Raw genomic sequence first — 14,316 nt, 5'->3', positions numbered from 1 at the left:
TGGAGGACAGGCCGTTTCTTGTTGATGACTGCCGCGGAGGTCAGGCGGCAGCCAATTCCTTCTTCACCATGGCGCGCAGCGCAACCAGATCCTTGGCAAAGGCGCGAATACCTTCCGACAGCTTTTCGGTCGCCATGGCATCCTCGTTCAGCATCCAGCGGAACGTCTTCTCGTCGATCGGCAGGAAGGCATCCTCGGTAATGTTGTCGGGCGAAAGCTTGCGGACCAGCGTGCCCTGATCCTTGTCAAGTTCATCCAGCAGCGCCGGGCTGATCGTCAAGCGGTCGCAACCGGCCAGCGCTTCGATTTCGCCGGCATTGCGGAAGGACGCGCCCATGACGATCGTTTCGATGCCGTTCGCCTTGTAATAATTGTAGATCTGGCGCACCGACACGACGCCCGGATCGGTCTCGGACGTGTAGTCCTCACCCGTCGATTTCTTGTACCAGTCGAGAATACGCCCGACGAAAGGCGAGATGAGGAAGGCCTTGGCATCAGCGCAGGCAACCGCCTGGGCCTTGGAGAAGAGCAGCGTCAGATTGCAATCAATGCCTTCCGTCTGCAGCACTTCGGCAGCCTTGATGCCTTCCCACGTGGAAGCAAGCTTGATCAGGATCCGGTCACGCTCGATGCCGCGCTCCTTGTAGGCGGCGATGATGCCATGCGCCTTCTTGATGGAGGCTTCGGTATCGAAGGACAGGTCGGCATCCACTTCGGTCGAGACGCGACCCGGCACCAGTTTCGACAAAGCAGCGCCAACCGAAATCGCCAGACGATCGGCAACCGCCGAAATCACCGCATCTTCGCCACCGGCCTGCTTTCGGCCCCAGGCAACGGCTTCCTTGACGTCGTCGGCAAACATGGGTGTACCCAGCGCCTTCAGAACGATCGTCGGATTGGTGGTACAATCCACCGGCTTCAGGCGCGCAACGGCCTCGATATCGCCGGTATCAGCAACAACCGTGGTCATGGAACGGAGCTGTTCGAGTTTGGAGGCCATGCGGATCTTTCCTCGGGTGTTTTTGGTAAAAATGGTCGGAGAAATTTCATTCTCCATTACGCACCATATCTGCGCTCGACCGGTGAAATGTCAAGGACATTTGCCGATCCGATTTGACATTTGTTTCACGCAGCCGGATAGTCACAACCAACCAGCAAGCAAGAAGGATGGTCGCCGCCTTGGCGAAACTCAGACGCGAAACCCATATCGCCTACTCGGAAGCGGCATCCTTGCGCCTGCGCGCCGCCTGGCTCTATTACAACCAGGGTCTGACGCAGAAGGATGTGGCGGAAAAGCTCGGCATCAGCCGCTCGACCGTCATCCGCATGCTGGACGAGGCGGTGAAGCGCGCCGAAGTGCAGATCTGGATCAGCGAAGGCATCGATGATTGCGTCGAACTGGCCGTGAAGCTGGAAAAGGCCTATGGGCTGGATGAGGCCGTCGTCGTGCCCTCACCGGCCGGTTCTGATGCCGGTGCGATTGCCAAAGCCGTTGGCCTGGCACTCGGGCAATTCCTCACCGAAGTGGTGACGAATGACATGACCATCGGCGTCGGTTGGGGCCGCACCATGACCGCATCGCTCTCCGGCTTTCGCCCGCCCCGGCGGGAAAACTGCAAGGTCGTCTCGCTGCTCGGCGGCATTGTGGCCGTCCACCAGACGAACCCAATCGACTATACCTGGCGGCTTGCAAGCCAGCTCGGCGCCGAATGCTACATGTTCCTTGCCCCCCTTCTGGTGGATTCGGTGGCCACCAAGCGGGCGCTGATCGAGGAATGCGGGCTGAAGACGCTCTATGATCTGGCCGAAAACCTCGACCTCGCCATCGTCTCCTGCGGCGATATAGGCCCGCACTCGACGTCCCTGTCGGAAGGGTTCATCAGCCACGCAACGCTTGAGGAACTGGTGGCGGCCGGCTGCGTCTGCGACACCATGTTCAACTTTCTCGATGCCGACGGCCGCACCATCGACCACCCGATCAATGAACGGGTGATGTCGGTCGATCTCGATACACTGAAAAAGGCAAAGCATATCGTGCTCTCCTCCGGCGGCGCGCACCGGGCCAAAGCCATCCGCGCCACTATCCGCCGCATCGGCTGCAACACGCTGATTACCGACGAGGCGGCGGCACGGGAATTGCTGGGGTTGGCGGAAATTTAGCTTTAAGCCTCACAGATCACCAAAGTCCAAAGGCAAATGTCGGCTGACCTCCATCGCGTCGTGCAAGATGCGGCCAACACCGATGAGTTCTGGTCGGAATTGCCGAAACAGAATCAGGTGACGGGGCCTGCGCACGATACCGCTTTCAGTACGCGCACGTTCGCGGCTGTGTCGGAGATGATAGCAGCAAACATCGGGCGCTATATCCTCCCGAAGGACGCTACCGGGTCTGCGACAATCAAGAGCAAGGTCTCGAAGAGCGGTTGCTATGAGACGTCGGTACCTCAGATACGCGTCGTACCCAAAGTCTTCGTGGGTTTTGAAGAGAATGTTACGAATGTCTGCATCGGCCGCATGCGATAAACGAACGTCAGCCATTGCCCTTCGCGCCGGTCCGCCGCACGGTCTCTAGTGCGCTCTCACCCAATCTGGCGATATGCTCCTCAAGATCATCCGCCGCAACATCGGTAAATCGGCCTTCATCCAGATCGGCGAAACCGACACGGGCCGCCTCTCTAAGGGCTTGCAACTTAGCGGCGTCCAATTCTTCCATCTGCTCCACCAGCCGCAGCCCTTCATACAGAACCTCGTTCGGGTTCTCAAAACGGCCCGACTTAACCAAGCGGTCGATCATATCCTGATGGTAGTCTGTCAACACAACCTTATGACTGGGCATGGCATGTCTCCACTTGCAGAATGATTGTACGGCACATTGACCCAGACTGCCAAGAGGCCCCCATCACGCCTTGCCCGCCTCCCAGCCAAGGATTGCCCGCTTGCGGGTCAGCCCCCAGTGATAGCCGGTCAGAGCGCCGCTCTTGCCCAGCGCCCGGTGGCAGGGAACCACGAAGGAAATCGGATTGCGACCAATGGCGGCACCCACCGCGCGACTGGCGGTCGGCTGGCCGATATCGCGCGCCACATCCGAATAGGTGACAGCCTTGCCGAACGGGATCTTCAAAAGGCTCTGCCAGACGCGCACCTGGAAATCGGAACCGATCAGAACGACGCGCAAGGGCTCTTCGGCGCACCAGCGTCCGGCATCGAAGGCGCGGTCCACATAGGGTGCGGTTGAGACGCTGTCCTCGATATAGGAGGCATTCGGCCAGCGTTTCGCCATATCCTCAAAACAGGCGTCGCGGCCACCCTCGTCATCGGCAAAGGCAAGGCCGGCCAATCCCCGATCGGTCGCCATGACGAGCGCCAGACCGAAGGGCGAGGCATGGAAACCGTAGCGGATGGTCAGGCCGCCGCCCTTCGCCTTCCATTCGCCGGGGCTCATCGCCTCATGGGTGACGAAGAGATCATGCAGGCGGCCGGGACCGGACAGACCGATTTCATAGGATGTTTCCAGAAGCGGCAATTGCTCGTGCCCCAGCAGGCGTTTGGCATGATCAAGCGTTACCGCCTGCAGGAAGGCCTTGGGTGAAAGCCCGGCCCAGCGGGTAAACACTTTCTGCAACTGCGTCGGCGACCGACCGAGTTCTGCCGCGATATGCTCGAGCGAGGGCTGCGCGCGATAATCAAGCGTGATCAGTTCAATCACCTGCTTGACCACGGCATAATCATCGCCCTGCGGCGTCATGTCGGTGGCGGAACCGGGTGCGGGCGAAAAGACGTTCATGGCCATGTCCTCTTGAGGAGGATCAATTCAGCATGGGCGAGCGGCAGACACCACCCGATTCTTGCGTGGCAGTTTGGAATACCCCCTCTGGCTGCCGCCATCTCCCCCACAAGGGGGGAGAACGCAGGAAGCACGCCCTCTCGACCAAAAGCCTTATGCAAAAAGAGCGCATCATCACGCTTTGGAACTATCCGGTCGGGAATTGCCCCGGCGCCTTGTTGTCTCCCCCCTTGTGGGGGGTCCGAAGGACGGGTTGAGACCGGCGGCTCAACCCCGGTAGTCCGGCAGGCCAGAGGGGGTTAACCCAGCAGTGTCAAATCCGCCGCTTCACCATTGCCAGCGCGCCACGAAACGCCTTGGCGAAACTCTCGCGATCATCGGGATTGAGGAAGGAGCCGACATCGGTCAACCGCCCCTCGCCCGTCACATGCATCGAGGTAATGCCGAACTCCTGGTGACGGCGCACCCGAAAGCGTGCCCAGAAGGGATTGAAGCGATGCTCCACCATCTGGCCCGCCGGCGAAATCTTGCGGATGGACACACTGGTGCGCGACACTGTCACCTCCTCGCGCGCCCGACCGGAACGATAGTTCAGCCAGAAGGCACCCCAGAGCAGCAGGAAATCGAGACCGAAGAAGAACATCACCGGCCAGGCGCCCGTGACGAAAAAGAAAATGCCGTGCAGCAGGCAGAAGATGCCGGTCAGCGCAAGCAGGATGCGAAACCCCTGCCGCCCCAGCGAGCGATGCGGTGTCAGTTCGGCGGCAAAAACCGTCGGCTCGTCGTCTTTCTCCACGTTGCCTTCCATCCTGTGGCTTGTCATAGAAGCGATATGGCAACTCCAAAGGCCCAATCCCACATGCAAACTTCACAAAAGTCAAATGGCGCGGCGAGAAGCCGCAGGCATGCCCGCACGGCCTATTCAAAGGCAGAGCTGGAAGAGATCTTTCGCCGCTTTGCCGTGCAGCGACCGGAGCCCAAGGGTGAGCTGGAGCATGTGAACCCGTTTACGCTGGTCGTTGCGGTGGCCTTGTCAGCACAGGCAACCGATGTCGGCGTCAACCGGGCAACGCGGGCGCTGTTTCAGATTGCCGATACGCCGGAAAAGATGCTGGCGCTCGGCGAAGAAGGCGTCATCGCCCATATCAAAACGATCGGGCTTTTCCGCAACAAGGCCAAGAATGTCATTGCGCTTAGCCGGATGCTGATCGACGAATTCGGATCCGAAGTACCAAAGACGCGCGAGGAACTGATGCGGCTTCCCGGTGTCGGGCGAAAAACCGCCAATGTAGTCATGTCCATGGCCTTCGGCATCCCGACCATGGCGGTTGATACGCATGTCTTTCGCATCGCCAACCGCATCAAGATGGCGCCCGGCACAACGCCGGACAGTGTCGAGGACAATCTCGTCAGGGTGATCCCGAAAGCCTATCTTTTCCACGCCCATCACTGGCTGATCCTGCATGGGCGCTATACCTGCAAGGCACGCAGGCCCGAATGCGAGATTTGCGTGATCGCCGATCTCTGTCGCTGTCCGGCCAAGACCAGTGACGTGCCGGCGCCTCTCGTGGAACTACCCCCGCAATTCGCCAGCGCGGAAGCCGTTGACACGGGCGAATGACAGATCGCGCGCGCTGATCGCCTTGTGCAGATGCACCATCAGGCCGGCGGCAAACAGCGGCGTGAGCAGGTTGAGGAAGGGAATGGCAAGGAAGCAGGCAATCAGCAGGCCGGCCAGAAACACGGTGCCCTTGTGCTTGCGGCGAAACGCGTTGGCTTCCTGCGGCGGGCGAAAGCGCATAGCGGCAAATTCGAAGAATTCCCGGCCCAGCAGATAGCCGTTGACGAGGAAGAAGGCGATCAGGTTGACGCCCGGCACCAGAAGCAGCATCAGCGCAATCAGGTTGCCGATGAGCACCACGCCGAGAAACTGCAGCGATTCGACGATAGCGCGGCCCATCGGCATGGAATGACCCGGCGCATCGGCCGGGTAATCCCGCTTCTCGATCACTTCGGCCACATCATCGAGAAACAGGCCGGCAATCAGCGCCGTGACCGGCGCAATCAACAGCGCCAGAAGAAGGGCAAGGCCTATGCCGGCAATGATGGCAAAAACGAACGTGAGCCAGCCGGCCCAATCCGGAACGCTTGGCAACAGTTCGGCAAAATAGGGCCAGACATAGGCGATGAAGACGCCACGCAGCGTGAACCACAGGCCGATCAAAACGAGAATGGTCAGGCCCAGCACTTTCCAGAACACGGAGCGTGTTTCCGGCGCAAAGAGATTGGCAAGCGATTGGCGGGCAGCAGCAAGGATCATCGGGAATACGGAGCTCCAAATATTCTGCTGCAGGATGTAGGTGGCAATGCCGCGCTGCACAAGCACATCACGGCATGCCGGATCACGACTTCGCCTTTAGGCCGTTGCCGCCTTCGGCATAGCGCGCCACATGGGCAATGAGATCGGCCATGGCGCTGAAGGTCACGTCGGGTGCCAGTTCGGCAATCTCCCGCCTATACTCGTCGCGGTCCGTATGGCCGCCGCCGGTAAAGGCAAACACCGCCATGCCGGCCCGCTTAGCGGCCAGAATGCCGGCGGGGCTATCTTCCACCACGATGCAATGGGCGGGCTCAACACCCATGGCGCGCGCCGCATGCAGGAAAAGATCGGGCGCCGGCTTGCCATTCTCGACCATGCTGGCGCTGTAGATATTCGGCTCGAATAGATCGACAAGACCCGTCAGCCGCAGCGACAGACGGATGCGCTCAAGCTGGCTGGATGAGGCAACGCAGCAGCGCCAGGGCATGGTCCGCACCGCCAGGTCCACGCCAGCGATAGGCTGCAATTCACGCTCGAAACGGGCATAGAGATCAATGCGCATGCGCTCCAGAAAACCCGCATCGGCCTCAATGCCGAAATTGGCGAGCAGCTCGGCGACCATGTGCGTCAGGCTGCGACCGAGAAACTGACGATAGGCCGCCGCCTCATCCAGCCTGCCGCCATAGGCTTCCACCGTCTCGATCAGAGCGCGGATCGACAGCGGCTCGCTATCGACCAGCACGCCGTCGCAATCGAATATCACCAGCGGTTCAAATGGCATGTCCATGGCACCAGTCTAACCGAGCGGCATGGCCATGAGATAGGGCGGCGACTGCACAGTCATCGCCTCTGTCCACAGGGTTGAACGCTGAGGCGGCGCGCAAGGAACAAAAAAGCCGCGATGCGGAATGGCATCGCGGCTCCTGTCAGGCAGGTATTGGAGAGTTTTAGTCCATCTGAACCAGATGGCCTTCCGACACTTCGCGATACTGGCGCACCGGCGGCACATAGCCGGCCGACCGCACGGGGCTCTTGATCTCATCGACCGCCAGATTGCGCTTGATACGGCGACGCGAAGGGTCCGGCACCGGCACAGCCGCCATCAGCTTTTTCGTGTAGGGATGCTGCGGATTGTCGAAGACGGCAGAGCGCGGGCCGATCTCGACGATCTCGCCCAGATACATCACCGCGACGCGATGGCTGACCCGCTCGACCACTGCCATGTCATGGCTGATGAACAGATAGGCCAGGTTCAGGCTCTGCTGCAGGTCCATCAGCAGGTTGCAGACCTGCGCCTTGATCGACACGTCGAGGGCGGATACCGCTTCATCCGCCACGATCACCTTCGGATCGAGCATCAGCGAGCGGGCAATGGCGATGCGCTGGCGCTGGCCACCGGAAAACTCGTGCGGATAACGGTGCATCATATCCGGTGACAAGCCGACCTTCTTCAACAGATCAGCGGCCTTGTCGCGGGCATCTTTCTTGGAGCCGAGATTGTGCTCGATGAAGGGTTCCATGACCGCCGAACCGACGCTCATGCGCGGATTGAGACTGGCGAACGGGTCCTGGAACACCATCTGGATCGAGCGACGCATGGTGCGCAACGTCATCCGGTCGAGGCTCATGACATTATAGCCATCCAGCGTCACCTGGCCGCTGGTCGGCTCAATGAGCCGCGTCACGGAGCGACCGGTGGTGGATTTGCCACAGCCGGATTCGCCGACAAGCGACAGGGTTTCACCTTCAAACAGGTTGAACGAGACCTTTTCCACCGCATGCACGGCGCCCGTCTGGCGGCCGAAAATACCGGAGCGAATGGCAAATCGGGTCGTCAGATCCTTGACCTCGAGGATCGGCGTCTTGCCCTTGGCAACCGTATCGGTCACCTCTTCGAGATTCTGTGCCTCACCGGACTTTATGTCGATGATGGGAAAGCGCAGCGGCAGCTTGCGGTCCTTCATCGAGCCGAGACGCGGCACGGCGGCCAGCAGCGCGCGCGTATAGGGATGCTCGCCACGGTGGAAGATATCGGCCGTCTCGCCGGTTTCCACCGTATCGCCGCGGAACATGACGATGGTGCGATCGGCGATTTCCGCCACCACGCCCATGTCATGGGTGATGAAGAGCACGGCCATGCCCTCCTCTTCCTGCAATTCCTTGATCAGGTCGAGGATCTGCCCCTGAATCGTCACGTCGAGCGCGGTCGTCGGTTCGTCGGCAATCAGAAGCTTCGGCTTGGAGGCCAGCGCCATGGCAATCATCACGCGCTGGCGCATGCCGCCGGAGAACTGGTGCGGATACTCGTCGAAGCGGCCCTTGGCATTGGGGATGCGCACCTTGTCGAGAAGGCGCAGAACCTCGGTCTTGGCATCGGCAAAGGAAATGTTCTGATGGACCGTCAGTGCCTCGGCGATCTGCTTGCCGATCGGAAAGATCGGGTTGAGGCTCGTCATCGGCTCCTGGAAGATCATCGAAATGTCATTGCCGCGAACCTTGCGCATCTCCTCTTCCGGCAGAGCCAGAAGATTGCGACCGCCCAGCATCACTGTGCCTTCGATACGGCTGGAGCGTTGCGGCAAAAGCCGCATGATGGACAGCGATGTCACGCTCTTGCCGGAGCCGGACTCGCCGACAATGGCAACCGTTTCGCGCGGCGCAATGGAAAAGCTCATGTCGCGTACGACCGTTTTCCACTCGCCGTTGACGCGGAAGGAGGTGGACAGGTTTTCAACGGAAAGCACGGGGGTCACTGCTCCACCCGTCTGTTCCGAAAGCATGGCTGAAAGAAGCACGGAAATCTCCTGGGAATGGGCTTTAAAGATCAGGCCGCAAGCGCTGTTTCGGCAAGCGTTACCCAGTAGCTGATGCCGTAGGGGATGGCTTCGTCGTTAAAATCATAGGCCGGGTGATGCAGGTTGGCCGCCTCGCCAATACCGAGAAAGATGAAGGCGCCGGGGCGCGCTTCCAGCATATAGGAGAAATCCTCAGCTCCCATCTTGGGCGGCGCATTGGTTTCCACGCGCTTGTCACCGGAGACCTTGGCCGCAACGGATGCTGCAAAATCCGTCTGATCTGGATGGTTGACGGTAACCGGATAGCCGCGCTGGTAATTGACTTCGGCAATCGCGCCATGGGCAAGGGCTGTGCCTTCAGCCACTTCCACGAGACGCTTTGCGGCAAACTCGCGCACGTCCGGATCAAGCGTGCGCACAGTCCCGGTCAGCTTCACTTCCATGGGAATGACGTTATAGGCATCGCCGCCATGAGTAGTGGTGACGGAGACCACGACGGATTTCAACGGATCGACACCGCGCGAGGCAATCGACTGCAGGGCGATGATGATATGCGCCGAGGTCAGGACCGGATCGACCGAGACATGGGGCTGGGCGGCATGGCTGCCCTTGCCTTTGACCAGGATCTCGAAAGTGTCCGCTGCCGCCATCAGGCCACCTTTGCGCAGCGAGAAATCGCCGAGTGCGAGGCCAGGCGCATTGTGCATGCCGTAGACTTCCTTGATGCCGAACTTTTCCATCATGCCATCCTGCACCATGGCAAGGCCACCGCCGCCCCCCTCTTCGGCCGGCTGGAAGATGACCGCGACGGAACCGCTGAAACGGCGTGTTTCACACAGATATTGCGCGGCACCGAGCAGCATGGCTGTATGTCCGTCATGGCCGCAGGAATGCGCCTTGCCGGGGGTCTTAGACGACCACGGCTTGCCTGTATCTTCAAGGATCGGCAGGGCGTCCATGTCGGCGCGCATGCCGATGGCCGGGCCATCGCCCAGCGTTCCCTTGATGATGCCCACAACGCCGGTCCGACCGATGCCGGTTTCCACAATGTCGCAGCCGAAGGACTGCAGCTTTTCGGCGACAAAAGCGGAGGTGTGGAAAACATCATACAAAAGCTCTGGATTTTCATGGAGATGACGTCTCCAGCCGGCCACTTCCTCCTGCATTTCGGCGGCGCGATTGAGAACTGGCATTGATGCAACCTCGTATTCTGTTAAGCTGTTTCCCATTGGTTGGCCGGGATATTGCGCCGTCCTCAGGCGATTTTGCAAGCTTCAATTTTCAGACTTGAATACAAAATAGGCCTGTGCTTAGATCGATTAAAATTTGTTCACACCACTTCCGCAAGGCGCAGGAAAGCGCCAACGGGAGCGGATTTTGTCGGGAGACAAGCAAGAGATTCGCCACCGTGCTGGGAGGAAAACAGTCAGGTGGGAATGTGGTCGAATGACCACGGCCGGCTAAACGGCAAACCGTGTAAACGGCCAAAATGTAAAAAACGTCTTCAAGGGGAAAACAATGAAGAGAACCAAACTGCTATTGGCAGGTACCGTTGCGGCACTGGCATTCGCCAATATGGCACATGCCGAACGCGGCACAGACGGGGACCTGAAAATCCTGTTCTGGCAGGCCGTCTCCACGCTCAACCCCTATCTCTCCGGCGGCACGAAGGAAGTCTATTCCTCGTCAATGGTCATCGAGCCCCTGGCCCGCTATGACGCAACGGGCGCGCTCGTTGCATGGCTGGTCACCGAGATCCCGACCGTGGCAAATGGCGGCGTAACAGCCGACATGAAGAGCATCACCTGGAAGCTGAAGCCCGGCGTTAAATGGTCCGACGGTTCCGCTTTCACCGCAGAAGATGTGGTCTTTACCTGGGAATATTGCACGGCACCGGATGGCGGCTGCGCACAGAAGGCCCAGTATGAAGGCATCACCAAGGTAGAGGCCGTTGACGCCCAGACCGTAAAGGTCACCTTCAGCGAGCCGAAATACTATCCCTACAGCGCATTTGTCGGCGCCCAGTCGCCGATCCTGCAGAAGGCTCAGTTCAAGGATTGCGTCGGCGCCAAGGCTCCGGGCTGCACCGCAGCCAATTTCGGCCCAATCGGCACCGGCCCCTTCGTCGTCAAGGAATTCAAGCCGAACGACGTGATCACCTTCACCGCCAACCCCAATTTCCGTGATGCTGCAAAGCCCGCCTTTGCCTCCGTCACGCTGAAGGGCGGCGGCGATGCCGCCTCGGCTGCCCGCGCGGTTCTGGAAACCGGCGAATTCGACTATGCTTGGAACATGCAGGTAGAGCCGGAAGTTCTGGCAACCATGCTGAAGGCCGGCAAGGGCAAGATCGAGACGGCATTCGGCACGCAGGTTGAACGTATCCAGATCAACTGGACCAATCCTGACCCGAAGCTGGGCGACAAGCGCTCAACCGTCGAAGGCGGCAAGCATCCGGCGCTCTCCGATCCGGCCGTGCGCAAGGCACTGTCGATGGCGATTGACCGCGACGTTATCGACGAAGTCGGTTACGGCGAAGCCGGCAAGCCGACCTGCAACATCGTTCCGGCTCCGGATATCTACATCTCTTCGACCAATGACTGGTGCCTGAAGCAGGATATCAAAGGCGCCAACAAGCTTCTCGATGATGCCGGCTGGAAAAAGGGCAGCGATGGCATTCGTGCCAAGGATGGCGTGAAGCTTTCCTTCCTCTATCAGACCTCGACCAACTCGGTTCGTCAGGGCACCCAGGCGCTGGTCAAAGATATGTGGAGCCAAATCGGCGTCGCATCCGAACTGCGCAACGTCTCGGCCTCCGTCTTCTTCGGTGGCGACCCGGCAAGCCCGGACACGTTCCAGAAGTTCTATGCCGACGTTGAAATGTACACCAACAACTTCGACGGCACGGACCCGGAAAAATACCTGGCAGAATGGCTGTGCGACAAGATCCCCTCGCCTGCCAATGGCTGGCAGGGCCAGAACATTCCGCGCTACTGCAACCCCGCCTATGACAAGATCGTCAATGAACTGGCCAAGACAGGCGATCTGAAGAAGCGCGCCGAACTGGCCATCAAGGCAAACGACATGCTGACCGCCGAGGGAGCGCATATTCCGCTCATCCATCGCGGCCAGCCCTCAGCCATTTCCGCGACCCTTATCGGCGTGGACATGAATGCCTGGGATTCCGAACTGTGGAATGTCGCAGACTGGTCTCGTAAGAAGTAATTGAAGGCACGCCGGCCCTGCCTGTTCAGCAGGTGGGGCCGGCATCTGCTTCTCCGCGACCGTCTGGAGACCACCGCATGTTTACCTATACGATCCGGCGACTGATGTTCGCCGTACCGACGCTGCTTGTGATAAGTTTCGTCATCTTTGCCCTGCTCGACCTTGCGCCGAATGATCCGCTGGGCGAACTTCCGCTCACCATTCCGCCGGAAGTGCGCGAGCAGATCCGCGCCGCCATGGGCCTCGATCAGCCTTTCCTGATCCGCTATCTCAAATGGCTGCAACAGTTTTTCGTCAATGAACCGCTGAATATCTTCGAACAGATCACCGGCCTGACAGTCGGCACTGGCGAGCGGATGCGGGTGCTGTCCTGGGCCACCAGAAGCCCGGTCGTGGATCTCATCGTCCAGCGCCTGCCCCAGACGCTCTGGGTTGTCGGCATGGCCTATGTCTTCGGCATCCTGATCGCCATTCCGGTCGGCGTCATTTCGGCCTATCGCCAGTATTCGGTGTTCGACCAGGTCGGCACCTTCATTACCATGGTTGGCTATTCGGTACCCACCTTCTTCACCGGCGTGCTGCTGATCGTCATCTTCTCATCCTGGCTGCAATGGTTCCCATCGATCTACGACACCAATCTCGTCGTCGACAGCTGGGCGAATTTTGTCGAGCAGATGCGCCAGATGTTCCTGCCCGTGCTGGTTCTGTCGCTTTACAATGCCTCGCAGATCACCCGTTTCGTGCGCGCCTCCATGCTCGACAATCTGAGCATGGACTATGTGCGCACGGCCCGCGCCAAGGGCGTCAGGGAAAAGACGGTTCTTCTCGTGCATGTGCTGCGCAACAGCCTGATCCCCGTGGTCACCGTGATTGCGCTAGGCGTTCCGACGATCTTTTCCGGCGCCATTATCACCGAACAGATTTTTCGCGTGAACGGGCTCGGGCAATTGCTGATCACCGCCGTGCAGGGCGCCGATATTCCGCTTGTCCAAACGCTGACCTTCATCTTCGCCGTTCTGATCGTGCTCTTCAACCTGATTGCCGATGTCCTTTACGGCATCCTTGATCCGAGGATCCGCTATGACTGATGCAACCATGACGACCGCGACCATCGCAAAGGTCGAGGTGGAAACCCCGACGAAGCTGTTCTGGCGCAAATTTCGCGCCCATAAGGGCGGCGTTGCAGGGCTGATCGTCTTCATCGCCATCCTGTTTGTCGTCTATGTCGGACCTTTCATCCACACGATCGATCCGAACAAGATCGACATCCGCGCCAAGAACCAGGGGCCATCCTGGAATCATCCGTTCGGCACCGACAATCTCGGTCACGACATGCTGGCGCAGGTCATGGCCGGCGGGCAGATCTCGCTTGCGGTCGGCATGACGGCCATGCTGCTTGCGCTCCTGCTCGGAACACTGGTCGGCGTCATGTCCGGCTATTTCCGCCGGCTGGACGGGCCGCTGATGCGCGTCACGGACCTTTTCCTCGCGCTGCCGCTTTTGCCGCTGCTACTCGTCATCATCATGCTGTTTCGCGATACGTTGCGCGCAGCCTTCGGGCCGGAAACCGGGATTTTCATCCTGATCGTCTTCGTCATCGGGGTAACCAGCTGGATGCACACAGCCCGTATCGTGCGCGGCGATGTGCTGGCCGTGAAAAGCCAGGAATTCATCGTGGCAGCGAAAAGCAGCGGCATGCGGGAATACCGTATCGTGCTACGCCATATTCTGCCCAACGTTCTGTCCTCGATCATGGTATCGGCCACGCTCGGCATCGCCTCGGCGATCATCACGGAATCGGCACTGTCCTTCCTCGGCCTTGGCTTTCCGTCGGACTTCCCGACCTGGGGTCGCTTGCTGTTTGATGGCGCCAACTTCCTACAGATCACGCCGTCGCGCGTCATCTGGCCAGGTCTTGCGATCTCGCTGACCGTGCTCAGCGTCAACTATGTCGGCGACGCCGTGCGCGATGCGCTCGATCCGCGCACCGTGACACACTGATCCTCACGCCATTGCCTCTCGAAACGCCCCAAAGAGATTTGGGGCGTTTCTGTTTGCGCAAAGCGCTATTCGATTGCCGCGATGGATGCCGCGACATTTTTTTGATTTTTCACGCAACAGGCGGAACCATCGGCAGGGCTGCCCGTTCTGACTACATCTGGAAGCGCCCCGTCCCCGCCCTTCAAAGCTTCCAG

13 protein-coding genes are annotated in these 14,316 nt (G+C 59.6%); 5 read left to right on the top strand and 8 right to left on the bottom strand.

All coding sequences use genetic code 11. The features are described 5' to 3' along the window. Nucleotides 1-40: 40 nt before the first annotated feature. Nucleotides 41-1,000, bottom strand: a complete 960-nt coding sequence (tal, locus tag E8M77_RS15070) for a transaldolase (RefSeq protein ID WP_137131456.1) — start codon at nt 998-1,000, stop codon at nt 41-43. A gap of 179 nt (nt 1,001-1,179) precedes the next feature. On the opposite strand from tal, the gene E8M77_RS15065 reads away from it, so the two are divergent. Then, nucleotides 1,180-2,160 (top strand): sugar-binding transcriptional regulator, encoded by a 981-nt coding sequence (locus E8M77_RS15065; protein ID WP_137131455.1) that lies wholly within the window; start codon nt 1,180-1,182, stop codon nt 2,158-2,160. Between the two features lie 370 nt (nt 2,161-2,530). On the opposite strand, the gene E8M77_RS15055 is transcribed toward E8M77_RS15065, so the two are convergent. The 3 genes from E8M77_RS15055 to E8M77_RS15045 form a co-directional block, all read right to left on the bottom strand. Continuing rightward, the gene (locus E8M77_RS15055) at nt 2,531-2,836 is read right to left on the bottom strand and encodes a type II toxin-antitoxin system ParD family antitoxin (protein WP_137131453.1); all 306 of its coding nucleotides are present in this window, start codon (nt 2,834-2,836) and stop codon (nt 2,531-2,533) included. 63 nt (nt 2,837-2,899) lie between these two features. Further along, nucleotides 2,900-3,784: a bifunctional helix-turn-helix domain-containing protein/methylated-DNA--[protein]-cysteine S-methyltransferase gene (locus E8M77_RS15050; RefSeq protein ID WP_137131452.1), complete on the bottom strand. Its 885-nt coding sequence runs from the start codon at nt 3,782-3,784 to the stop codon at nt 2,900-2,902. Nucleotides 3,785-4,097: 313 nt separating this feature from the next. Then, nucleotides 4,098-4,592, bottom strand: a complete 495-nt coding sequence (locus E8M77_RS15045; RefSeq protein WP_137131451.1) for a DUF2244 domain-containing protein — start codon at nt 4,590-4,592, stop codon at nt 4,098-4,100. A gap of 24 nt (nt 4,593-4,616) precedes the next feature. Between E8M77_RS15045 and nth the strand changes: the two genes are divergently transcribed. Continuing rightward, a complete protein-coding gene (nth, locus tag E8M77_RS15040) occupies nt 4,617-5,405 on the top strand; it encodes an endonuclease III (protein ID WP_137131450.1) in 789 nt (262 codons plus the stop codon). Here nth and E8M77_RS15035 read toward each other — a convergent pair. From E8M77_RS15035 to E8M77_RS15020, 4 genes are all read right to left on the bottom strand, one after another. Further along, on the bottom strand, nt 5,358-6,104 hold the full coding sequence (locus tag E8M77_RS15035; RefSeq protein ID WP_137131771.1) for a sulfate transporter family protein: 747 nt from the start codon (nt 6,102-6,104) through the stop codon (nt 5,358-5,360). The two genes, nth and E8M77_RS15035, sit on opposite strands and share 48 nt — an antisense overlap. Before the next feature lie 82 nt (nt 6,105-6,186). Continuing rightward, nucleotides 6,187-6,885, bottom strand: coding sequence for an HAD family hydrolase (locus E8M77_RS15030; protein ID WP_246659276.1), 699 nt, complete (start codon nt 6,883-6,885; stop codon nt 6,187-6,189). A 166-nt stretch (nt 6,886-7,051) separates the two neighbouring features. Further along, nucleotides 7,052-8,899, bottom strand: a complete 1,848-nt coding sequence (locus E8M77_RS15025) for an ABC transporter ATP-binding protein (protein ID WP_137131448.1) — start codon at nt 8,897-8,899, stop codon at nt 7,052-7,054. A gap of 29 nt (nt 8,900-8,928) precedes the next feature. Next, a complete protein-coding gene (locus tag E8M77_RS15020; RefSeq protein ID WP_170975891.1) occupies nt 8,929-10,092 on the bottom strand; it encodes a M20 aminoacylase family protein in 1,164 nt (387 codons plus the stop codon). A 325-nt stretch (nt 10,093-10,417) separates the two neighbouring features. Between E8M77_RS15020 and E8M77_RS15015 the strand changes: the two genes are divergently transcribed. The 3 genes from E8M77_RS15015 (at nt 10,418) to E8M77_RS15005 (ending at nt 14,122) form a co-directional block, all read left to right on the top strand. Beyond that, nucleotides 10,418-12,121, top strand: a complete 1,704-nt coding sequence (locus E8M77_RS15015; protein WP_137131447.1) for a peptide ABC transporter substrate-binding protein — start codon at nt 10,418-10,420, stop codon at nt 12,119-12,121. A gap of 77 nt (nt 12,122-12,198) precedes the next feature. Then, nucleotides 12,199-13,209 (top strand): ABC transporter permease, encoded by a 1,011-nt coding sequence (locus E8M77_RS15010; RefSeq protein WP_137131446.1) that lies wholly within the window; start codon nt 12,199-12,201, stop codon nt 13,207-13,209. After that, nucleotides 13,202-14,122 carry an ABC transporter permease gene (locus tag E8M77_RS15005; RefSeq protein WP_137131445.1) on the top strand — a complete coding sequence of 307 codons (921 nt, stop codon included), beginning with the start codon at nt 13,202-13,204 and terminating at the stop codon, nt 14,120-14,122. The genes E8M77_RS15010 and E8M77_RS15005 overlap by 8 nt, the downstream gene beginning before the upstream one ends. The last annotated feature ends 194 nt before the right edge of the window (nt 14,123-14,316 follow it).

It is taken from the genome of Rhizobium sp. FY34 (assembly GCF_005222845.1).
Lineage (GTDB): Bacteria > Pseudomonadota > Alphaproteobacteria > Rhizobiales > Rhizobiaceae > Neorhizobium.
This window is presented reverse-complemented; position numbering and strand designations above follow the sequence as displayed.